Source organism: Methyloversatilis sp. S146-33, assembly GCF_059552495.1.
This window is the reverse complement of record NZ_JCANOT010000033.1, coordinates 1-22,702: the sequence shown is the minus strand read 5'-3', so window position 1 is coordinate 22,702 and position 22,702 is coordinate 1. Positions and strand designations below refer to the sequence as shown.

Annotated in this window: 19 protein-coding genes; 12 read left to right on the top strand and 7 right to left on the bottom strand. The window is 69.1% G+C overall.

The features are described from left to right. Window positions 1-13: 13 nt before the first annotated feature. The 7 genes from ppsR (AC51BJ_RS13670) to AC51BJ_RS13640 all read right to left on the bottom strand — a co-directional run bounded on the left by ppsR (AC51BJ_RS13670) (window position 14) and on the right by AC51BJ_RS13640 (window position 7,874). Window positions 14-1,201: a transcriptional regulator PpsR gene (gene ppsR, locus AC51BJ_RS13670; protein WP_496280585.1), complete on the bottom strand. Its 1,188-nt coding sequence runs from the start codon at window positions 1,199-1,201 to the stop codon at window positions 14-16. 258 nt (window positions 1,202-1,459) lie between these two features. Continuing rightward, window positions 1,460-1,951 (bottom strand): TspO/MBR family protein, encoded by a 492-nt coding sequence (locus AC51BJ_RS13665; protein ID WP_430434979.1) that lies wholly within the window; start codon window positions 1,949-1,951, stop codon window positions 1,460-1,462. Next, window positions 1,948-3,117, bottom strand: coding sequence for a geranylgeranyl diphosphate reductase (locus AC51BJ_RS13660; RefSeq protein ID WP_430434980.1), 1,170 nt, complete (start codon window positions 3,115-3,117; stop codon window positions 1,948-1,950). The genes AC51BJ_RS13665 and AC51BJ_RS13660 overlap by 4 nt, the downstream gene beginning before the upstream one ends. Window positions 3,118-3,119: 2 nt before the next feature. Next, window positions 3,120-4,484: a BCD family MFS transporter gene (locus AC51BJ_RS13655; protein ID WP_496280584.1), complete on the bottom strand. Its 1,365-nt coding sequence runs from the start codon at window positions 4,482-4,484 to the stop codon at window positions 3,120-3,122. A 1-nt stretch (window position 4,485) separates the two neighbouring features. Then, entirely contained in the window at window positions 4,486-5,367 is an 882-nt protein-coding gene (gene chlG, locus AC51BJ_RS13650) for a chlorophyll synthase ChlG (protein WP_496280583.1), read from the bottom strand. A gap of 161 nt (window positions 5,368-5,528) precedes the next feature. Beyond that, the gene (gene ppsR / locus AC51BJ_RS13645; RefSeq protein ID WP_496280582.1) at window positions 5,529-6,941 is read right to left on the bottom strand and encodes a transcriptional regulator PpsR; all 1,413 of its coding nucleotides are present in this window, start codon (window positions 6,939-6,941) and stop codon (window positions 5,529-5,531) included. Between the two features lie 105 nt (window positions 6,942-7,046). Beyond that, complete coding sequence (locus tag AC51BJ_RS13640) at window positions 7,047-7,874, bottom strand: cobalamin B12-binding domain-containing protein (RefSeq protein WP_430434984.1); 828 nt, start codon at window positions 7,872-7,874, stop codon at window positions 7,047-7,049. A 471-nt stretch (window positions 7,875-8,345) separates the two neighbouring features. Here AC51BJ_RS13640 and bchF point away from each other — a divergent pair, with 471 nt between their 5' ends. From bchF to puhE, 12 genes are read left to right on the top strand one after another with little or no spacing between them, the layout of a single operon-like run. Beyond that, window positions 8,346-8,867: a 2-vinyl bacteriochlorophyllide hydratase gene (gene bchF, locus AC51BJ_RS13635; protein WP_430434985.1), complete on the top strand. Its 522-nt coding sequence runs from the start codon at window positions 8,346-8,348 to the stop codon at window positions 8,865-8,867. Next, window positions 8,864-10,144, top strand: coding sequence for a ferredoxin:protochlorophyllide reductase (ATP-dependent) subunit N (locus AC51BJ_RS13630; RefSeq protein WP_496280581.1), 1,281 nt, complete (start codon window positions 8,864-8,866; stop codon window positions 10,142-10,144). The genes bchF and AC51BJ_RS13630 overlap by 4 nt, the downstream gene beginning before the upstream one ends. An 11-nt stretch (window positions 10,145-10,155) precedes the next feature. Continuing rightward, the gene (gene bchB / locus AC51BJ_RS13625; RefSeq protein ID WP_496280580.1) at window positions 10,156-11,745 is read left to right on the top strand and encodes a ferredoxin:protochlorophyllide reductase (ATP-dependent) subunit B; all 1,590 of its coding nucleotides are present in this window, start codon (window positions 10,156-10,158) and stop codon (window positions 11,743-11,745) included. After that, window positions 11,720-15,496 (top strand): magnesium chelatase subunit H, encoded by a 3,777-nt coding sequence (locus AC51BJ_RS13620; protein ID WP_496280579.1) that lies wholly within the window; start codon window positions 11,720-11,722, stop codon window positions 15,494-15,496. Before bchB ends, AC51BJ_RS13620 begins: the two co-directional genes overlap by 26 nt. A 31-nt stretch (window positions 15,497-15,527) precedes the next feature. Beyond that, window positions 15,528-16,454 carry a ferredoxin:protochlorophyllide reductase (ATP-dependent) iron-sulfur ATP-binding protein gene (bchL, locus tag AC51BJ_RS13615; protein WP_496280578.1) on the top strand — a complete coding sequence of 309 codons (927 nt, stop codon included), beginning with the start codon at window positions 15,528-15,530 and terminating at the stop codon, window positions 16,452-16,454. A 2-nt stretch (window positions 16,455-16,456) separates the two neighbouring features. After that, window positions 16,457-17,152, top strand: a complete 696-nt coding sequence (gene bchM / locus AC51BJ_RS13610) for a magnesium protoporphyrin IX methyltransferase (RefSeq protein ID WP_496280577.1) — start codon at window positions 16,457-16,459, stop codon at window positions 17,150-17,152. Continuing rightward, on the top strand, window positions 17,149-18,603 hold the full coding sequence (locus tag AC51BJ_RS13605; RefSeq protein WP_496280576.1) for a BCD family MFS transporter: 1,455 nt from the start codon (window positions 17,149-17,151) through the stop codon (window positions 18,601-18,603). Before bchM ends, AC51BJ_RS13605 begins: the two co-directional genes overlap by 4 nt. A gap of 25 nt (window positions 18,604-18,628) precedes the next feature. Further along, entirely contained in the window at window positions 18,629-19,399 is a 771-nt protein-coding gene (gene puhA / locus AC51BJ_RS13600; RefSeq protein WP_430434991.1) for a photosynthetic reaction center subunit H, read from the top strand. Next, window positions 19,396-20,106 carry a photosynthetic complex putative assembly protein PuhB gene (gene puhB, locus AC51BJ_RS13595; protein WP_496280575.1) on the top strand — a complete coding sequence of 237 codons (711 nt, stop codon included), beginning with the start codon at window positions 19,396-19,398 and terminating at the stop codon, window positions 20,104-20,106. The genes puhA and puhB overlap by 4 nt, the downstream gene beginning before the upstream one ends. Window positions 20,107-20,116: 10 nt before the next feature. Beyond that, on the top strand, window positions 20,117-20,587 hold the full coding sequence (puhC, locus tag AC51BJ_RS13590) for a photosynthetic complex assembly protein PuhC (RefSeq protein WP_496280574.1): 471 nt from the start codon (window positions 20,117-20,119) through the stop codon (window positions 20,585-20,587). Then, the gene (gene acsF / locus AC51BJ_RS13585; RefSeq protein WP_496280573.1) at window positions 20,584-21,660 is read left to right on the top strand and encodes a magnesium-protoporphyrin IX monomethyl ester (oxidative) cyclase; all 1,077 of its coding nucleotides are present in this window, start codon (window positions 20,584-20,586) and stop codon (window positions 21,658-21,660) included. Before puhC ends, acsF begins: the two co-directional genes overlap by 4 nt. 5 nt (window positions 21,661-21,665) lie before the next feature. After that, window positions 21,666-22,460, top strand: a complete 795-nt coding sequence (puhE, locus tag AC51BJ_RS13580) for a putative photosynthetic complex assembly protein PuhE (protein WP_430434995.1) — start codon at window positions 21,666-21,668, stop codon at window positions 22,458-22,460. Window positions 22,461-22,702 lie beyond the last annotated feature (242 nt).

The window sequence follows — 22,702 nt, the reverse complement described above, 5'->3', positions numbered from 1 at the left end:
TTTGCGTGACCGCTCAGTGCATCTGACCCCTGTCCCTCGCGCCGGGGCCACGCGGCTGCACTGCGCGGATGATGAGACCGATGGTGTTCGAGTCTCCGTTATGGATCAGCACGGCCGACAGTTCAACATCGACAGTGAGGCCCCGCTCGTTGCGCAGGCGCGTCGCCAGACGCAGCGTGCCGCTCTGCCGCACCGCAGCGAGCAGGCTAACCAGTCCATCGCTCTCGCCCGACAGCCATGCCGCCATCGAGCGGCCACGCAGCGAGGCCATGTCGACGCCCTGCACCAGCTCGACGAAAGCCGGGTTGGCGCTGAGCAGCACCCCCTGCTCGTCGGTGAAGGCGACCGCATCGGGTGTCAGGCGCACCAGTTCCGGCAGCATCGCATCGTCGACCGCCGGCGGCATCTGCCCGCCTTCCGGCCAGGCACGCATCAGCAGCAGCGTGCTGCCTTCGTCGCGGAACAGCGATACCCACGCGTGGATGCGACTGCCCGACGCCAGATCGAGCATCGCGTCGCCCGGGCGCTCGGACACCCGCACCGTGCCCAGCAGTTCTTCCAGTGCGGGCAGCGAGGACGGCGCCAGCGCGTAGCCGGCCTGACGGCCAGGCATGTCCTGCACGGTGCCGCCGAACAGACGGCCGGCAGCGCGGTTGGCATCGACGATGCGCAAGGTGTCGGCGTCCACCACCAGCACGGCATCGGTGGCGATCTGGAACAGCAGGCGGTAGCGGGTTTCCGCCTGCCGCATGCGCCAGTAGTCGCGTTCCATCGACTGCTGGGCATCGACCAGCCGCTGCTGCATCGCCGAGACGGCGCGCAGGTCGCGTCCGACCACCAGCAGCGGACCGCCGTGGCCGAGGCGCACGGCGGTGTAGGCCACCGGCAGATCGCTGCCGGCCAGCGACGGGTGATTGATGTGGCGGGTGCGCGAAACGCCGGACTCGGCCGCCTCGCTGAGCAGGTCCTCGACCTTGCGGCGGGTGTCCGGCGTCACCGTGTCTATCCACTGGCGGCCCAGCCATTCGCCGGCCGCGGCGCTGACCGGCTCGGTACCGCCCAGCGCGACGCTGCGGATGACGCCTTTTTCATCGATCACCAGCGCGATATCGCTGGCGACCGACACCAGCATGTCGGCCAACTCCGGGGCCACATCGGAGAAGGCGCTCAGGTCTCCTGGATCGTTCGGTAGCTTGTTCACGGCATGGGCCTGGTTAGCAGGACGGAGAGATACGGGACCGACCTGCTGCAAATTTCGGGCCCGGCCTGGACCGGGACATGCGCTGCCGCGTGGTTCGGAAAAGCCCGGTACGCGCAATTCAACGGAAGCACACCCGCTGACCACCGGACTGCCGACGGCGCAATCGCGACAACGCCTTCAATTACTTGAGTTTAACGCCTGCATGCTACGGCAAGTCGCCGGCTGGCACACGTGACTGGTGTCAAAAAGTAGGTCGCGTCAGCCGAAGGGTGCGTTCAGGCGGACGATGGACAGGTTCAGTGCCGCAGCGAAAGCCACCCACAACGCATACGGCAGCAACAGCGCGGCCGCGCGTGCGGACCATGGTCGCAGGCGGACCATCAGGAACACCACCGACAGCCACAGCAGCACGACTTCGGCCAACGCCCAGTCGGGACGGCGCAGATGGAAGAACAGCGCACTCCACAGCACGTTCAGGCCGCCATTGGCGGCGAACATCGCCAGCAGCTGGCGCCGCCCACGCGCGTCCGGCGCATGGCGCCAGCCGAGCACGCCGGCGGCGGCTGCCAGACCGAAGATGAGGGTCCAGGCCGGCCCGAAAGCCCAGTCCGGCGGCTGCCAGGAAGGTTTCACGAGCGCGCGGTACCAGTCGCTCAGATCGGTCATCGCGCCGCCCAGGCCGGCCACCGCAAGCGCGGCAAGTGCAGCGACGGCCACCGGCTTCCAGCGCGTGGCCGTCGGCGCCTTCATGGCGACACGATGCCGCAGAGGTGCGCGAGGTCCTTGAAGAAGATGCGCATATGCGCCAGCGGCCGCGCACGGACCAGTCGCTTGTGCATATAGGCCTGCCAGGTCAGCTGCTGCACGTCGGGATCGCGGCAGATGCTGACGAAGCGCTCGCGCCGCTTGTCGCTGGCGTACCAGAAGCGCTGCATGATGCCGAGCACCATGAACACCCGGCCGTGCGCCTTCATGAAGCGCTTGCGCGCCAGCCTTAGCGCGCGCGCATCGCCGGTGACCAGATAGGCGTCGACCGCCTCGGCCGCCAGCCGGCCGCCACTCAGCGCGTAGTAGATGCCTTCGCCGGACGCCGGCGCGACGACGCCCGCCGCATCGCCGGCCAGCACGACGTCGCGTCCGTTGTCCCAGCGGCGCAGCGGGCGCATCGGAATCGGCGCGCCTTCCCGGCGAACGGTGCCGGCAGCACTCAGGCCGGCGCTGTCGCGCAGCGCGCTGACGCCGCCGCGTATCGAGAAGCCCTTGCGCGCCGAGCCGACGCCGACACTGACCGTGTCGCCGTGCGGGAACACCCATCCGTAGAAGTCTGGCGACAACCGGCCCTGGTAATAGACATCGCAGCGGCTGCCGTCGAAACCGGTCTGCGGCGCGCGCACGATCTCGTGGTAGGCGAACACGCAGGGCACCTGGTCGGCGCCCGGCACACACTGCCGGCCGACCGCCGACAGCGCACCGTCAGCGCCGATGATGGCGCGCGCGCGCACGCTGCGCTCGCCCTGCTCGCCGACCCGGTAATGCACGACGGCCGAGCCGGCACCGTCGCGGCTCACGCGCAGGAAACTGCCGGTGCGCCGGTGCGCACCAGCAAGTTCGGCGCGTTCGCGCAGGTATTCGTCGAACTGTTCGCGATCGACCATGCCGACGAAACCGCCGTCGATCGGCATGTCGACCTCACGCCCGCTGGGCGACACCATGCGCGCGGAGCGGGCACGGGCGACCAGCAGTTCGTCCGGAATGCGGAACTCCTCGATCGCCTTCGGCGGTATCGCGCCGCCGCAGGGCTTGATCCGACCGCCGCGATCGAGCATCAGCACCGCGTAGCCGCGTCGCGCCAGATCGGTCGCCGCGGTGGCCCCGGCAGGCCCGCCGCCGACCACCACCACATCGTAGCTTTCCATGATCAGGCCTCTCTTTCCACGCGCGGCATGAGCGGCAACGGCGCGGTCGGCGCAGACGCCGTGCCCGTCGCGGGCTGCAGGCCGGAAATCCGCGTCGCCATGACGGCCGACACGATGAACAGCAGCGCCTCGCCGCCGAACACCAGCGCATAGGCGATGCCCGGTTCGGCGATCAGGGCGCGCGTCAGATCGACCGCGACAGTGCCGGCGAAGCCGCCCAGCGCGAAGGCGATCGCCTGCGCCGCCCCCCACAGTCCCATGCGCACGCCTTCGCGACCGGCGCCGCCCTGGCCGGCCAGGCGCATCATCGACGCGATCGCCGCCACCGCGAAGGCGCCGTTGGATACGCCGAGCAGGAACACGGTTTCGCGCAAGGGCCAGCCCTGGCCGCCGAAGCCGGCGGCCGTGAGACCGAACAGCGCACAGGCCGACGCGATGCAACCGCCGATGATCCACAGCCGCAGCGAGCCGATCTGCCGGCCGCCAAATACGGTGCCGGTCAGCGCCACCAGCAGCATGCCGGCGAACACGCCGCCGTGCTGCAGGCCGGACAGCTGCGTCGACCGTCCCGGCGAATAGCCGAACACGGTGCCGGCAAAGGGTTCGAGTATCAGGTCCTGCGCGCTGTAGGCGAGCATGGACACGAAAACGAACAGTGTAAAAAGCCGCGCATGCGACTCGCCCCAGACCTGGGCAAGTGCAGCGCGGAATGGGGTGCACTGAAGAGGAGAGTGCGGCAGCCCCGTCGAAACCGTGTTCGCAACGGTGCCGACGCCCTCGACGCCGCGCACGGCGAAGAGCGCCAGCATGAAGGCGCAGAACGAGGTGCCGGCAACGACCTGCAGCAGACGTTCGCCGGAGAAGGGGTCGAGCAGCTTGCCGGTGACGCCGGCGGTCAGCGCGAAGCCGAGGATCATCATCATCCAGACGATGGTGGCGGCCGCGGCACGACGGCCGTCGTCCACGCGCTTGGCGAGCAGCACCAGCAGCGAGGTGCCGGCGGCGCCGACACCGACGCCGATCAGCACGAAGGCAAGCACCGCCAGTGCAACGCCGGCGGCGAAATGATCGGCCATCAGCACGGTGGCGAGGGCGGCCAGCGTGCCGCCGGCGGCCAGTACCGCCATGCCGCCGATGATCCACGGCGTGCGCCGCCCACCCAGATCCGACCCGTGCCCGAGGCGCGGGCGCAGCGTCTGCACCGCGTAATGCAGCGCCACCAGAATGCCGGGCAGCATGGCAGGCAAGGCCAGTTCGACCACCATGACCCTGTTCAGCGTCGACGTGGTGAGCACGACGATGGCGCCAAGCGCGGTCTGCACCAGACCGAGGCGGAAGATGCCGAGCCAGCCGAGGGCGTTGTTCATGTCAGTCGCCTCCGAGCGCGCGCAGCGCAAAGGCGCTCACCAGCATGCCGAGCACGTAGAGCGTGATGCCGGTGCCGTTGTACCAGGGCGCTCGACCGCGCGGATCGTCGAGCAGGCGGGACATCAGCATCAGCTGCGCGCCGAGCAGCAGGCCCACCAGCGCGGCGTGCGCCGGCGCTCCCCAGTACGCGAGCATCGCGACGACCACGACCTGCGGCACCGCCATCACCCAGCAGGCGACGCGGCCGGCGCGCGCAACGCCCAGTTGCACCGGCAGCGAAGCGATGCCCATGCGGCGGTCGCCATCGACCGACTTGAAATCGTTCAAGGTCATGATGCCGTGCGCGCCGGCACTGTACAGACCGGCCAGCAGCAGGCTGCGCAGGTCGGGCATGGCACCACCAGCCATCACGGCGGCTCCGGTGACCCAGGCCAGCCCCTCGTAACAGAGGGCGCAGGCGCTGTTGCCCCACCAGCCGTTGGCCTTCAGCCGCAGCGGCGGCGCGCTGTAGGCCCAGGCCAGCAGCAGGCCGACAGCGGCGGCGGCAAAGCCCCAGGGACCGAGCGCGGTCGCCACCGCGAGCGACAGCGCGGTCCAGATGACCGCGATATAGAGACCCCAGTGACCCGGCATGCGACCGGATGGAATCGGACGCTGCGGCTCGTTGATCGCATCGACGTGACGGTCGAACCAGTCGTTCACCGCCTGGCTGGTCGCACAGACCAGCGGCCCCGCCAGCAGCACGCCGAGCAGCACGACCTGCCAGCGCTCACCGGCCGGCAGGCCGGAGGCGACGACGCCACAACCGAAAGCCCACATCGGCGGAAACCAGGTGATGGGCTTGAGCAGTTCGGCAACGGCAGAGAGGGCAGGACGTGTCATGAGCTAACAGTAGGCTTGACGCACGAGAGCGTCAAGACAAACTTACACTCATTCAGTCCATTTTGATTGACACCCGGCGCAAGGTCGCCGACCGTGCGTCACGACAGCGCCGTGCGGACGCGGTCGGCGGGGCGCGGCCCGGCCGACCGACCCGCTCCGGATCACTCCTCGCCCGGCTCCTGCCCGCCCTCGTCGCCCTGATCGGGGTTGAGGTCGCCGATGCCATAGCGGCGCAGCTTCACGTACAGGCTCTGCCGGCTCAGGCCGAGCATTTCGGCCGCCGACGCGCGGTTGTCGTGCGTCATGTCGAGTGCCGCCTCAATGCACAGCTTCTCGATCAGATCGGTCGATTCGCGCACCAGATCCTTCAGCGACACGCGACCGACCAGGCCGGTCAGCTGCTCGACCGAACGCGGCATCTCGCGGCTGATCCGCGGTTCCGGTTCGATGCGGCGACTGACGCCGCGCACGGTGAAGCCGATGCACGGACGCTCACCGCGGTCCACCGCGACCGCCGACACCTCGACGTCGACATCCGAGCCGTGCTCGCCGCGCAGCACGGTCGAGAACAGACGGATCGAACCGTGCTGGCGCACGTTCACCATCAGCACCTTGAAATCGACGCCCGGACGGCCAAGCCAGCGTTCGAGCGACTGCGTGCGCGCCTGTTCGATGCTTGCCAGCTGGGCGAGATCGACGAAGGCCTGGTTGGCGGTCAGGATGACGCCGTCCTCGCCGGTCAGTACGAAAGCGTCCGGCACCATTTCGACCGCATCGACCACCGACATCCGCTCGCCCGATTCGGTGCCGGTGGCACCGACCTGCGACAGCCGCACCAGATACAGCGATGCGGCGTCCTGTCTGACCAGCGAGGCGGCCACCAGCCAGTCGCCCCCCCCCGGCCCGCGCACGCGCACGTCGTCGGAACGACCGTTGGCACGCACCGCCGCGAACAGTCCCTGCACCGCCTGATTGCCGGCGTCATCCAGCCCTTCGGGGAAGTTGCGCCCGACCACGCTGCGCGCATCCTCGCCCAGCATCCGGTTGGCGGCTGCATTCGCCTCGACGATGCGCTGGCTGACGGTATCGACCACCAACACCGCTTCAGACGTCATCTGGAACAGCAGGCGGTAGCGCGCCTCGAGCTGGCGCAGGCGGGCATAGTCGCGTTCGATCGACTGCTGCGCATCGACCAGCCGCTGCTGCAGCATGGAAAGCGCCGTCAGGTCGCGGCCGAGCGCGACGACCGTGCCGTCGTGTCCGATGCGCACGGTCGAATAGAGCAGCGGCAGATCGCTGCCGCCCTGCACCGGATGATTGACGTGCCGCGCACGGCGGCTTTCGCCGCTCGCTGCGTCCTGCAGCAGCGCCTCGACCTTGGGGCGGCTTTCAACCGTCACCACTTCGGTCCACCGGCGCCCAAGCCAGCGCGCGCCGGCCTCGGGCAGCAACGCACCGTCGTTGAATGCAAGGTCGCGGATGACGCCCTTGTCGTCGAGCAACAGCGCAACGTCGGAGGCGGCGGCAATGAGTCGTGCAGCCGACTCGGCATCGACGCCATGTAGCAAACCCATCGGCGAATCAAAAGGCTTCACCGTCAACCTTCCCGCATCGGCGTCCATTTTCGCGATCTGATCGCGCCCCTGCTCCGAACCCAATCGATACCCTCCAGAAACTGATCACCCATGCGCAAATCGCACAGGCAGCAATGCTTCGGCCACATCGACCGCGGCGCTGGCGTCGCGCGCCGTCGCGTCGGCGCCGACCAGCGGCACCCACTCCGGCCGGCTGGCGAAGATCGGGCCGCCGACCATCACCACGATGTCGCGTTGCAGCGACACCCGGCGAGCCGCGGTGATCCATTCCGCCAGTTCGTCGAAGCGCGTTTCGCTACCGAGTGATACGCCCACCAGATCGAAGCGCTCGGCGCGCAGCAGGCGCAGCGCTTCGCCGCGCGGACCCGGTGTGTCGAGTCGCACGTCCCAGCGGCGCTGGCGGAAGAAGTCGGCCACCATGGACATGCCGAAGGTGTGCTGCTCCCCCGGCAAGGTGGCGAGCAGCACGCGGCGGCCTGTCTCGCCCGAATGCAGATCGCTGCGGAAACTCGGGCTGACGTCGTGCAGCACCTGCTGGATCCGCCACAGGCCGAGCGTGACCTGCGTGAAATCGCACAGATCGGCTTCCCACAGTTCGCCGAGCCGGCGCGCTGCCGGCGCCAGCAAGTCGAGACAGATGACCCGTGGCTCGACGCCGCGGGCGCGGATCGCCTGTACGCAGCTGCGTACTACGCCGGCATCCTGTGCCAGCACGAGGTTGGCGAATTCGTGGATTTCGCGCGCCGAGATGGTGGTTGCGCCCGCCCCGGCCGGCGGCAGATCGACCAGCTCACCGTGCGCCAGCATCAGCCGCGGAATGATCTCCGCTTCTATCGTCTGCGCCAGATCCCCCAGCCAGTCGGGGGCGGCAAATACGGGCGGTCCGATCGGCGGCCCACCGAAGTGGCTCACGCCGCCCTGCTCCTGCACGGACAAGCTCTCTACCGACACCTGCGCCCTGCGGGCGCCTCGCTGCGTCATCCCGGCCATCTTCCTGCCTCCTTGGGTCTTCTTGTCGTGCCCCGGCCGTGTCGGATGCGCCCCCGGTGGACGCCCCATGGATGCGGACGGGCTGTACGGCTGCTGCGGGTGGTGAACCCAGTGTCCGTGGTGGCACTGACGACGAGGGTGAGCAAGTCTCTGGGCAGGAAGGCGTGGGTTCGAAGATGTCTGCAGAACTGGACGCCAACAGTGTAGGAATAGAGCGCGCCACCCTGCACTGTCAAGTTAACTTGTCAATTTCGATGACGCGCCGGCCCGAATGGCCAGCTGGACCGCGCGCATTGTCATTCCGCTGATGTACTTCCGTCGTGACGTCAATTTACATTGACACTTTGTCCCCGGCCGTCTAGATTCGATTACGAGGACAGAGGAGACGCGACGATGCGCAACAGAGAGGCCTCACCGGCGACGCGGCACACACCGCTCTACACGCCGGAGGAACGCCGCCGGCGGGATGAGTCACCCTGGACTCTGGTTCAGGGGGTGCTGGCGCCGGTGCAGTTCATCGCCTTCGCGATCAGCCTCGTGCTCGTGCTGCGCTATCTGTGGTCCGGTGAGGGCCTGCAGGCGGCGACCTGGTCGGTGGTGATCAAGACCCTGCTGCTGTACGCCATCATGGTCACCGGCTCGATCTGGGAAAAGGCGGTTTTCGGCGTCTGGCTGTTCGCCCGCCCCTTCTTCTGGGAAGACGTATTCAGCTTCGCCGTACTGGCGCTGCACACCGCCTACCTGGTCGCGCTGGCGACCGGCACGCTGGACGCGACCGGCCTGATGTGGCTGGCGCTGGCCGCCTACTTCACCTACGTCATCAACGCCGGACAGTTCCTGCTCAAGCTGCGCGCCGCGCGGCTCGACACGGCGACTCCGGCGGCCCGCAACCACGGCGCGGTGGTGCAGGCATGAGCAATCTGCACGACATTCCGGTCGCCACCCGCAGCGGCTGCGACGAGCGCCCGGTGCTGCGCGAACGCGGCCAGCGCGAAGTGTTCTGCGGCCTCACCGGCATCGTGTGGCTGCACCGCAAGCTGCAGGACGCCTTCTTCCTGGTGGTCGGCTCGCGTACCTGCGCCCACCTGATCCAGTCCGCCGCCGGCGTCATGATCTTCGCCGAGCCGCGCTTCGGCACCGCCATCCTGACCGACCGCGACCTTGCCGGCATGGCCGACGCCAACGACGAACTCGACCGCCTGTGCGTCACGCTGCTCGAACGCCGGCCGGAAATCCGCACGCTGTTCCTGGTCGGCTCCTGCCCGTCGGAAGTGATCAAGCTCGACCTCGCTCGTGCCGCCGAACGACTCAACGCCCGGCTGCTGCCGCAGGTGCGCGTGCTGAACTATTCCGGGTCCGGCATCGAAACCACCTTCACCCAGGGCGAGGACGCCGCGCTGCGCACCTTCGTGCCGCTGATGCCGCACTCCGACGCGCGCCAGCTGATGGTGGTGGGCTGCCTGCCGGACATCGTCGAGGACCAGTTCCGCCGCCAGTTCGAACAGCTGGGCATCGCCGACGTCGTGTTCCTGCCGGGCCGACGCGCGGCCGACGTGCCGGCGATCGGTCCGAACACCGACCTGCTGCCGGCCCAGCCCTTCAATGGCGACACCGTGCGCGCACTGGTCGCCCGCGGCGCCCGCCTGCTGCGCGCGCCCTACCCCTTCGGCGCCGAAGGCACGACCGCCTGGCTGCAAGCGGCCGCCCGCGCCTGGGGCGTAACCCAGGCCGCATTCGACGCGGTAACCGGCCCGGCACGTGCGCGCGCTGAAACGGCACTGGCACGGCAACGCCCGCTGCTGGCCGGGCGCAGTCTGTTCATGCTGCCCGACTCGCAGCTCGAACCTTCGCTCGCCCGCTTCCTGCACCGCGAGCTGGGCATGCGGCTGATCGAGGTCGGCACGCCCTTTCTCGACCGCCAGATGGTGAGCGAAGAACTGGCGCTGCTGCCCGACGACATCATGCTCAGCGAAGGCCAGCACCTGGACCGCCAGCTCGACCGCGTGCGTGCCGCCCGCCCCGACCTCACGGTGTGCGGCCTCGGCTTGGCCAACCCGCTGGAAGCCGAAGGGCTGGCGACCAAGTGGTCGATCGAACTGGTGTTCTCGCCGATACACGGCTACGACCAGGCGGGCGACCTGGCCGAACTGTTCGCCCGCCCGTTCGCGCGCCGCGCACGGCTGGCCGTCTGAAGGGGCACGCGATGCAGCTCACGCTCTGGACCTACGAAGGACCGCCGCACATCGGTGCCATGCGCATCGCCACCTCGATGCGCGACCTGCACTACGTGCTGCACGCACCGCAGGGCGATACCTATGCCGACCTGCTGTTCACGATGATCGAACGGCAGGACCGCCGGCCGCCGGTCACCTACACCACCTTCCAAGCGCGCGACCTCGGTGGCAGCACCGCCGAGCTGGTGAAGGCGGCGGTCGCCGAAGCCTTCGAGCGCTTCCGCCCGGCCGCACTGCTGGTCGGTGATTCCTGCACCGCCGAACTGATCCAGGACCAGTCCGGCGCGCTGGCCGCCGGCATGCAGCTGCCGATACCGGTGATACCGCTGGAACTGCCGGCCTACTCGAAGAAGGAGAACTGGGGCGCCGCCGAAACCTTCTATCACCTGGTGCGCGCCCTGCTCGCAGACCATGTGCCCGCACCCGGAAGCAAGCGCCCGGCGCGCGATCCCGCACGGCGTCCGCGCGCCAACGTGCTCGGCCCGACCGTGCTCGGCTTCCGCTGCCGCGACGACGTGACCGAAATCCGCCGCCTGCTCGACGCGCTCGGCATAGACGTGAACGTGGTGGCGCCGCTCGGCGCTTCGGTCGACGATCTGCGCCGGCTGCCGGATGCCGACTTCAACATCGATCTCTACCCGGAGGTGTCGCGCACGCTGACCGGCTGGCTCGGCCGCAGCTTCGGCATGCCGGCGACGCGGACCATTCCGATGGGCGTCGGCGCCACGCGCGACTTCATCGCCGAAGTCGCCACGCTGGCCGGCGTCGATCCGTCGCCGCTGCTGGGCGGCGAGACGCCGGGCGCAGCCGGCCGCGGCAGTTCGGCCTCGCGCCAGCCCTGGTATGCGCGCTCGGTCGACTCGACCTATCTGACCGGCAAGCGGGTATTCATATTCGCCGACGCCACGCACGCCATCGCCGCGGCACGCATCGCGGCCGAAGAGATGGGCTTCACCGTGGTGGGCCTCGGCTGCTACGCCCGCGACTTCGCCCGCGACGTGCGCGAGGCGGCGGCGCGTTACGGCGTCGAGGCGCTGATCAGCGACGACTACCTCGAAGTCGAGAAGGCGATCGCCGCCGCCGCACCCGAACTGGTGCTCGGCACGCAGATGGAGCGTCACATCGCGAAGCGGCTGGGCATCGCCTGCGCCGTCATATCGAGCCCGATCCACGTACAGGACGTGCCGGCCCGCTACAGCCCGGTGTACGGCTTCGAAGGCGCCAACGTGCTGTTCGACAGCTGGGTGCATCCGCTGGTGATGGGGCTGGAAGAGCACCTGCTGCAGATGTTCCGCGACGACTTCGAATTCAACGACGCCGCCCCCGCCTCGCACCTGCCTGCCGTCGCCGCACAGACGATGGCGGTGGCCGAACTGGGCATGAGCGACGCGGACGACGGTCCGGCCTGGACCGCAGACGGCGAGCGCGAACTGAAGAAGATTCCGTTCTTCGTCCGCGGCAAGGCGCGCCGCAATACCGAAAGCTACGCCCGCAGCCGCGGACTGAGCACCATCACGGTGGAGACGCTCTACGATGCCAAAGCTCATTTCGCGCGCTGAGCCCTCGACCGCCGATGCCACGCCCATACGCGTGGTCATCGTCACGATGGACACCCATCTGGCCAGTGCCACCGAGCGCGCGCGCAGCGCGCTGCGGCGCGAACTGCCCGGTCTGGAACTGGAGGTGCACGCCGCCTCGGAATGGAGCGACCGGCCGGAGGCACTGGCGCGCTGCGAGGCCGCCATCGGCGCCGCCGACATCGTCATCGCCACCATGCTGTTCATGGAAGACCACTTCCGCCCGGTGCTGCCGGCGCTGATCGCGCGCCGCGAGCACTGCGACGCCATGGTGTGCGCCATGTCGGCCGGCGAAGTCGCGCGGCTCACCCGCATCGGCCGCTTCGACATGAGCGCGCCGCCGAGCGGCCCGATGGCGCTGCTGAAGCGGCTGCGCGGCAACGCCGGCAAGGGCGGCAGCAGTTCCGGCGAACGGCAGATGCGCATGCTGCGCCGCCTGCCCAAGTTGCTGCGCTTCATACCTGGCACCGCGCAGGACGTGCGCGCCTACTTCCTGACACTGCAGTACTGGCTGGCGGGCTCGCAGGACAACGTCGCCAACATGGTGCGCTTCCTGATCGACCGCTACGCCGACGGCCCGCGCGCCCATCTGCGTGGCCGCATGAAACCGGGCGCGCCGTTCGACTACCCGGAAGTCGGCGTCTATCACCCGCGCATCGCGCAGCGCATCGCCGAACAGGTCGCCGCGCTGCCGACTGCACCCGAGGCACGCGGTACGGTCGGCGTACTGCTGATGCGTTCCTACCTGCTGGCCGGCAACGCCGCCCACTACGACGGCGTGATCGCCGCACTCGAAGCGCGCGGCCTGTCGGTCATTCCCGCCTTCGCCACCGGCCTGGACGCGCGGCCGGCCGTCGAGCGCTTCTTCATCCGCGACGGCCGCGCCGTGGTCGATGCGGTGGTGTCGCTGACCGGCTTCTCGCTGGTCGGCGGCCCGGCCTACAACGACGCGAAAGCGGCCGAAGACCTGCTGGCGAAACTGGACGTGCCCTACCTGGCCGCCCACCCGGTGGAGTTCCAGACGCTGGAACAGTGGGGCGCTTCCGAGCGCGGCCTGCTGCCGGTCGAGAACACCATCATGGTGGCCATTCCGGAACTCGACGGCGCCACCAGCCCGATGGTGTTCGGCGGCCGTTCGGCCGGTGCCGGCGGCACCTGCGAAGGCTGTGCGCGCCGCTGCAGCTTCCCGCCCAGCGAAGGCGGACGCGACATGCACGTGTGCGCCGAGCGCGCCGACATGCTGTCCGACAAGGTGGCGCGGCTGATCGCGCTGCGCCGCGCCGAACGCGCGCAACGCCGGGTCGCCGTCGTACTGTTCAACTTCCCGCCCAATGGCGGCGCCGTCGGCACCGCCGCCCACCTGTCGGTGTTCGCCTCGCTCTACCGCACGCTCGGCGCGCTGAAGCGCGAGGGTTACCAGATCGACATGCCGGCCAGCGAGGCGGCACTGCGCGACGCGCTGCTGACCGGCAATGCCGAGCGCTTCGGTGCGCCGGCCAATGTGCATCACCGGATACCGGCGGACGAACACGTGCGACGCGAAACCTGGCTCGGCGAGATCGAGGCGCACTGGGGTCCGGCGCCCGGCCGCGATCTGAGCGACGGTCGCCACCTGTTCGTGCTCGGCGCGCGCTTTGGCAACGTGTTCGTCGGCGTGCAGCCGTCCTTCGGTTACGAAGGCGATCCGATGCGTCTGCTGTTCGAACAGGGCTTCACGCCGACGCATGCGTTCTCCGCCTTCTACCGCTGGCTGCGCGAGGACTTCGCCGCGCATGCCGTGCTGCACTTCGGCACCCACGGCGCGCTCGAATTCATGCCGGGCAAACAGGCCGGCCTGTCGGGCGCCTGCTGGCCCGACCGCCTGATCGGCGCGCTGCCCAACCTCTACCTGTACGCCTCGAACAACCCGTCCGAGGGCGCGCTGGCCAAGCGCCGCTCCGGCGCCACGCTGATCAGCTACATGACGCCGCCGGTCACCCAGGCCGGTCTGTACGCCGGGTTGGCCGAACTGAAGGTATCGGTCGAGCGCTGGCGCGCACGCGAACCGGGCAGCGAGCGCGAAGCACCGGCACTGGCCGCGCTGATCCAGGCGCAGGCGGCCGCACTCGAACTGAGTGCGGCGACGCCGCCGTGGGCAGACAGCGAGGCCGCCATCGCGACGCTCGGCCTGCAGATGCATGAACTGGAGCGCACGCTCATCCCCTGCGGTCTGCACGTGGTGGGCGAAGCGCCGACAGAAACCGAACGCGCCGACCTGCTGCACGCGGTTGCCCAGGCCGGACACGGCATCGAACTGCCGCGCGCGATGATTGCCGCCGTCATGCGCGGCGACAGCCCGGAGCGCATCCGCGCCGCTGGCGGCCTGGCCGATGACGACGGCACGCGCGCGCTGATCGCCGAACTGACGAAAACGAACGGCCTGCTGGCCAAGGACCACGAGGTCGATGCACTGGTGCACGCGCTGGACGGACGCTTCGTGCGTCCGGCCCCCGGCGGCGATCTGCTGCGCACGCCGGCGGTGCTGCCGACCGGCCGCAACCTGCACGGCTTCGACCCCTTCCGCATCCCGAGCGCCTTCGCCGTGATCGATGGTGCGAAGCAGGCGGCGCGGCTGCTCGCCCGCCACACCGACGACGGTCACCCCTTCCCGGAATCCATCGCCATGGTGCTGTGGGGCACCGACAACCTGAAGAGCGAAGGCGGGCCGATCGCGCAGGCGCTGGCGCTGATGGGCGCGCAGCCGCGCTTCGACAGCTACGGCCGCCTGGTCGGCGCGCAGCTGGTGCCGCTGGATGAACTGGGCCGGCCGCGGGTCGACGTCGTGATCACGCTGTCCGGCATCTTCCGCGACCTGATGCCGCTGCAGATCCGCATGCTGGCCGAGGCCGCCTTCCTCGCCGCCAGCGCCGACGAGCCGCTGGCGCACAACTTCATCCGCAAGCACGCGCTGGCCTTCCAGGCCGCCAACGGCTGCGACCTCGAAACCGCCGCGCTGCGCGTGTTCGGCAATGCCGAAGGCGCCTACGGCTCGAACGTGAATCACCTGATCGAGAACAGCCGCTGGGACGACGAGGACGAACTGGCCGAAACCTACACCCGCCGCAAGGGCCACGCCTACGGCCGCAGCGGCCGGCCGGTCGCCCGCAGCGCGCTACTCGCCAGCGTGCTGGCCGACGTCGAACTGGCCTACCAGAACCTCGAATCGGTCGAACTGGGCGTGACCACGGTCGACACCTATTTCGACACGCTGGGCGGCATCTCCCGCGCGGTGCGCCGCGCCCGCGGCGCCGACGCTGCGATGGCGCCGGTCTATATCGGCGACCAGACCCTGGGCGAAGGATCGGTACGCACGCTGGACGAACAGGTGGCGCTGGAGACGCGCACCCGCATGCTGAACCCGAAGTGGTACGAGGGCATGCTGGCGCACGGCTACGAAGGCGTGCGCCAGATCGAGGCCCACATCACCAACACCATGGGCTGGTCGGCCACCACCGGTCAGGTGTCGCCCTGGGTGTACCAGCAGCTGACGCAGACCTTCGTGCTCGACGAAAAGATGCGTACCCGGCTGGCCGAACTGAATCCCACCGCCGCCGCCAAGCTCGCCAACCGGCTGATCGAGGCGCACGACCGACGTTACTGGCAGCCGGACGACAGCGTGCTCGCACGCCTGCGCGAGGCCGGCGACGAACTGGAAGACCGCCTCGAAGGCGTGTTCCAGCGGGCCAGCGCATGACGCACCTCATCCACCTTTCCAGGGCCGCACCGTGAATACAGTCACCACCACCCATGTCCCGCTGTCGTCGCTGACGACGCGCCGCGGCCCTTCGCATCCGGACGGCGAAGGCAGCGTGCAGGTGCACCAGGACCCGACGCTGCGCATCGGCACCGCCAAGGTGTTTGCCGTCTATGGCAAGGGCGGCATCGGCAAGAGCACGACGTCGTCGAATCTGTCGGTCGCCTTTTCCAAGCTCGGCAAACGCGTGCTGCAGATCGGCTGCGACCCCAAGCACGACTCGACCTTCACGCTCACCAAGTCGCTGGTGCCGACGGTGATCGACATCCTGGAAACCGTCGATTTCCATTCCGAAGAATTGCGACCGGAGGACTTCGTGTTCCCCGGCTACAACGGCGTCATGTGCGTCGAGGCGGGAGGGCCGCCGGCCGGCACCGGCTGCGGCGGCTACGTCGTCGGACAGACAGTGAAGCTGCTGAAGGAACACCACCTGCTCGACGAAACCGACGTGGTCATCTTCGACGTGCTCGGCGACGTCGTGTGCGGCGGCTTCGCCGCGCCGCTGCAGCACGCCGACCGCGCGCTGGTGGTGACCGCCAACGACTTCGATTCCATCTTCGCGATGAACCGCATCGTCGCCGCCATCCAGGCCAAGTCGAAGAACTACAAGGTGAGGCTGGGCGGCGTCATCGCCAACCGCAGCAATGCCACCGACCAGATCGACCGCTTCAACGAGCGGGTCGGCCTGAAGACGATGGCGCAGTTTCCCGATCTCGACGTGATCCGCCGCAGCCGGCTGAAGAAGGCCACGCTGTTCGAGATGGATCCGACGGTCGAGGTCGAGGCGGTGCAGCACGAATACCTGCGCCTGGCCGCCTCGCTGTGGGCCGGCGCCGATCCGCTGGAATGCGCGCCGATGAAGGACCGCGACATTTTCGACCTGCTGGGATTCGACTGACCATGGACAGCTCCTACCTCGAACGCCGTGGCGAGATCGCCACCTATTTCGACCGCACTGCGGTCGATGCCTGGAAGCGGCTCACCTCGGACGCACCGGTCGGCCGCATCCGCGCCACCGTGCGCGCCGGCCGCGACCGCATGCGCGCCACGCTGCTCGACTGGCTGCCGGACGATATGAGCGGCTGCCGGCTGCTCGACGCCGGCTGCGGCACCGGCGCGCTGGCGGTCGAAGCGGCGCGGCGCGGTGCCCATGTGGTGGCGATCGATCTGTCGCCGACCCTGGTCGGGCTGGCGCGCGAACGCATGCCGCAGGGCCTGGCGGGCCACATCGACTTCCGCTCCGGCGACATGCTGGACCCGGCGCTCGGCCACTTCGACCATGTGGTGGCGATGGATTCGCTGATCCACTACCGGCCGCGCGATGCCGTGCGGGTGCTGTCCGGCCTTGCGGCACGCACCGCCGCCTCGCTGATGTTCACCTTTCCGCCCAGCACGCGCGCACTCGATGCGATGCATTTCGTCGGCCGCTTCTTTCCGCGCGGCAACCGCGCGCCAGCGATCGAACCGGTACGCGAAGCGGTGCTCGGCCGGCTGATCGCCGAAGAACACGGCCTGCGCGCGATGGCGCCGCTGCGCAGCGAACGCGTGGCCAGCGGCTTCTACACCTCGCAGGCGATGGAACTGGTGCGCACATGAACGCGCCGCGCAAAGGGCTCGGACTGCCCGCACTGAACGCCCGCGCCGCACGGCTGTGGACCGGTGTCGGCACGCGCTTCCTGCCCTTTGCCGACGCCGCCAGCGAGGCGCTGCCGCTCGGCCGCCTGCTGCGCCTGTCGCTGTTCCAGGTGTCGGTCGGCATGGCCACCGTGCTGCTGATCGGCACGCTGAACCGGGTCATGATCGTCGAGATGGGCATGGCCGCCTGGCTGGTGGCGGCGATGGTGGCGCTGCCGCTGCTGTTCTCGCCCTTCCGCGCCCTGCTCGGCTACCGCTCCGATACGCATCGCTCGGCGCTCGGCTGGCGCCGCGTGCCCTATCTCTGGATGGGCACGCTGGTGCAGTTCGGCGGCCTGGCCATCATGCCCTTCTCGCTCATCCTGCTGTCCGGCGATACGCGCGGCCCCGAATGGGTGGGTCAGTCCGGCGCCGCGCTGGCCTTCCTGATGGTGGGCGCCGGCATGCAGACGGTACAGACCGCCGGCCTCGCACTCGCCACCGACCTCGCACCGCCCGCTACGCGGCCGCGCGTGGTGGCGCTGATGTATCTGATGCTGCTGGCCGGCATGGTGGGCAGTGGTGTCGTGTTCGGCCTGCTGCTGGCGGACTTCTCGCAACTGCGGCTGATCCAGGTGATCCAGGGATCGGCCATGGTGACGATGGCGCTGAACATCGCCGCGCTGTGGAAACAGGAGGCGCGCAGCGCACGCAGCACCGACGCGCCGCGCCAGCCCTTCCGCGGGATATGGCAGCAGTTCTCGACGCACGCGCGCGCCACCCGCTACCTGCTGGCGCTCGGCCTCGGCAGCGCCGCCTTCAGCATGCAGGACATCATTCTCGAACCGTATGGCGCCGAGGTACTGGGCATGGGCGTCGGCGCCACCACCGCACTGACCGCGCTGATGGCCTGCGGCGCGCTGGCCGCCTTCGCCTTCGCGGCACGCACGCTGGCGCGCGGCGTCGATGCCTGCCGCGTCGCCGCCTTCGGCGCGCTGATCGGCATCGTCGCCTTCTCGACCGTCGTGTTCGCCGAGCCGCTGCAATCGACCGCGCTGTTCCGCGGCGGCGTCGGCCTGATCGGCTTCGGCGGCGGACTGTTCTCGGTCGGCATGCTGACCGCCGCGATGGGACTGGACAGCGGCGGCATGAACGGTCTGGCGCTCGGCGCCTGGGGTGCGGTGCACGCCTGCAGCACCGGTCTGGCGATCGCCCTCGGCGGTGCGCTGCGCGACCTCATATCGACGCTGGCCGTCGCCGGCGCGCTCGGTCCGGCGCTCGCCTCGCCGGCCACCGGCTACAGCTTCGTCTATCACTGCGAAATCTATCTGCTGTTCGCCAGCCTGGTCGCACTCGGGCCGCTGGTGCGCAGCGCCCCGCGCGCACCGGTCCCGGCCAGCGCGAAGTTCGGACTGGCCGATTTCCCCGGCTGAACATCCATCACACAGGAGAATGACCATGGAAACCGGCGCCATCACCCAGTACTTCGACGTCGCACAGATCGTGCTGTACGTCTTCTGGATCTTCTTCGCGGGGCTGATCTACCACCTGCACCAGGAGAGCAAGCGCGAGGGCTATCCGCTGGAATCGGACCGTTCGGGCAACATCACGGTGCAGGGCTTTCCGCCCATCCCCGACCCGAAGACCTTCCGCCTGCAGGACGGTCGCACGGTGACCGTGCCCAATGACTTCAAGTCGCCGCAGACGCTGAAAGCCACGCCCAGCGGCAACTGGCCGGGCGCACCGCTGGACCCGACCGGCAACCCGATGCTCGACGGCGTCGGCCCCGGCGCCTGGGCCGACCGCGCCGACCTGCCCGACCTCACCTTCGACGGCGCGCTGCGCATCGTGCCGCTGCGCGACGCCCCCGACTACGACGTCGCGCACCAGGACACCGATCCGCGCGGCCTGCCGGTGATCGGCGCCGACGGCGCACAGGGCGGCGTGGTGCGTGACCTGTGGGTGGACCGCTCGGAAGCGATGTTCCGCTATCTCGAACTGGACGTGCCGGCGGGCGGCGGGACGCGCCGCGTGCTGCTGCCGATGAACTTCTGCCGCGTCGGCGAACGTGCGGTCAAGGTGGCGTCCATCCTCGGCCACCAGTTCGCCAGCGTGCCGCAACCCAAGGCGACCGACCGGATCACGCTGCTGGAAGAGGAGAAGGTGATGGCCTACTACGGCGGCGGCACGCTGTACGCCGAAGCGTCGCGCAAGGAACCCCTGCTGTGAGCGGCCTGCGCGCGGTCCGCCACGACGGCCACGAGCACGAGTTCGAAGCCGCGCCCGGCCTGCCGGAACGGCTGCCGTCCGACGAGACCCTGCTCTGGCAGGGTGGCCCGGACTGGAAGCAACTGGCACGCGAGCGCTTCCACGTGCGCGCGCTGGCGCTCTACTTCGCCGTCATCCTGGCGCTGCGCGCCGGCTTCGTCATCGCCGACGGCGGCAGCGCAGGCGACGCCGCCAGTGCCGTGCTGATGCTGCTGCCGCTGGTGCTGGCCGCGCTCGGCATGATGACGCTGCTCGCCTGGCTGAGCGCGCGCACCACGGTCTACACGATCACCGACCGGCGCGTCGTCATGCGCGTCGGCATCGTGCTCAGCCTCACCTTCAACCTGCCGCTGCGCCGGATCGAATCGGCCGGGCTGAAGCTCACGCGCGACGGGCACGGCAACATTCCGCTGCTGCTGGCCGCAGACGATCGCATCGCGCTGCTGCACCTGTGGCCGCACGCACGTCCGTGGCGGGCCGCCCGGCCGGAGCCGATGCTGTGCTGCATCGCCGACGCCGCCCGTGTCGCCGGCCTGCTGACCGAAGCCTGGCAGGCCGCGCGCAGCGACGCGCCGCAAATGGCGCCCGCTGCAGCCGCGCAGAAGGCCGATGCGCCCACGCCGCGTGCCCGCCGCACCGGTCGCGCACCACAACTCGCCACTCACTGAGGAAGGCAGCATGAGCGCACACACCGCACCCGCACTGCCGCGCTGGCCACTGCTCGCCATCGGCCTGATGCTGGCCGGCGTGCTCGCCGCGGTCGCGCTGGTCCGCCTGTCCGGCACCTCGATCGCGACGCCGGACGCCGCTGCGATCGCGGTACGTGAGCTGCGTTTCGAAGACAGGCCGGACGGCAGCATCGCCGTCATCGATGCGTGGACCGAAACGCAGATCGAATCCTTCGTCGGCGAACAGGGCTTCGTGCGCGGCACGCTGCGCGGCCTGGTGCGCGAACGCCGCCGCCAGCAGATCGGGCCGGAACAGCCGTTCGCACTGATCGCCCGCGCCGACGGCCGGCTCACGCTGGTCGACCGGAGCACCGCGCGCCGCGTCGACCTCGAATCCTTCGGGCCGGTGAACGCCGGCGCCTTCGGTCGGCTGCTCGACGCCGGCCGCCCCACCCTGCATGCATCGGGAGCACAGCCATGAGCACTGCCACACAGCCTGCGCCGCAGGTCGCCGTTTCCGCCGAGGCCACCGACAAGGCGCGCGTCAGCACCATGCTGAGCCCGCGCTTCTACACCACCGATTTCGCCGCGATGAACCGCCTCGACGTCGGCCCGGTGCGCGCCGAGTGGGACGCGATGATGCTGGAGTACGAAGGCGACAACAATCACGATCACTTCCAGCGCAGCGCCGATTTCGGCGAACAGATCCGCGCACTGCCACCGGCGCTGCACCAGGAGTTCATGGACTTCCTGATCAGCTCAATCACCTCCGAGTTCTCCGGCTGCGTGCTGTACAACGAGATCAAGAAGAACGTCGACAACCCGGACATCAAGGCACTGATGGCCTACATGGCACGCGACGAGGCGCGCCACGCCAACTTCCTGAACATGTCGCTGAAGGACTACGGCCTCGGCGTCGATCTGGGCAGCCTGAAGCGCACCAAGCGCTATACCTTCTTCAAGCCGAAATACATCTTCTACGCCACCTATCTGTCGGAGAAGATCGGCTACGCGCGCTACATCACCATCTACCGTCAGCTCGAACGCCACCCCGAGCTGCGCTTCCACCCGATCTTTCGCTGGTTCGAGCGCTGGTGCAACGACGAATTCCGGCACGGCGAATCGTTCGCCCTCATCCTGCGCGCCCAGCCTCACCTGCTGCGCGGCGCCAATCTGCTGTGGGTGCGCTTCTTCCTGCTCGCGGTGTACGCCACGATGTACGTACGCGACCACATGCGGCCGCAGCTGCACCAGGCCATGGGACTGGAAGCGGACAGCTACGACTACGCGGTCTTCCGCATCACCTCGGACATCTCGAAACAGGTGTTCCCGCTGACGCTGGATACCGACAGTCCGTCCTTCCGCGCCGGCCTCGAACGGCTGTTCGCGCTGGCCCAGGCGAACGAGGCGGCGAAGCAGCAGGGCGGCATCTCCGGCCTGCTCAAGCGCGGCGCCTGCGCCGTGGCCGCCTTCGGCACCTTCGCCCGCCTCTACCTGCACCCGGTCAAGCCGAACGCGGTGCCGGACGACGTGCGCATGTCGCCGGCCTGGTGAGCGCGATGGACGGCGCCCTGCCCGGCTGGGCGCTGCCCCTGCTCTACGCGCTGGCGCTGTGGTGGGCGGCGACCGGCGTCATCCTCTATCTGGACGGCCTGCCGCGACGCACCTTCCGCCTCAGCATGACGGTGGCCAGCGTGCTGGCCATCGCCGCGCTGGCCGGCCTGCAGCACAGCGCGCAGCTCGACAGCGCCCTCGGCAGCTACTGCGGCTTCACCAGCGCGCTGGTGGTGTGGGGCTGGATGGAAATGAGCTTCCTGATGGGCTGGGTAACCGGCCCGCGCAAGCACGCCTGTGCCGCGGGTTGCGACGGCCTCGCGCATTTCCGGCACGCGACCGAAGCCATCATCCATCACGAGCTGGCCATCGCCGGCGGCGCGCTGCTGATCTGGCTGCTCACCCTGGACGCCGCCAACACCACCGCCCTGCACAGCTATCTGCTGCTCTGGGGCATGCGGCTGTCGGCCAAGCTGAACCTGCATTTCGGCGTGCGCAACTTCAGCGAGGAGTTCCTGCCGCCACACCTGCTCTATCTGAAGAGCTTCTTCCGCCGGCGCCGCATGAATGCGCTGTGGCCGCTGTCCATCGTCGCCGGCAGCGCGCTCACCGGCGAACTGATCGGCCACGCCGCCGCGGCCGTACCCGGCAGCGCCGACGCCGTAGCCCTTACCTTGCTCGCCACGATGGCCGGCCTGGCCGTGGTCGAGCACCTGTTCATGGTGCTGCCGCTGCCGTTCAACGCGATCTGGAACTGGGGACTGAAATCACGCGGTCGGGAAGAGGTGAAGCCGCTCTGAGCGTGGGAGCGACCTCTGGTCGCGATGCAGCGATTGCGGGCCGCGGGCTTGGATCAAGGCCGTTATCGCGAGCAAGCTCGCTTGTATGTTCTACCCCGGCAAGCGTAGGAATAGCTTGTCGGGCGGAGGGACCGAGCTCGGATCTGACGGCAAGCACGTACAGACAGTGGGAGAGATGTCCCGCCCTCACCCCAAGCACCGATCAGGAATCCATCGGACCGTGTGACCGCGGTACCGTCCAT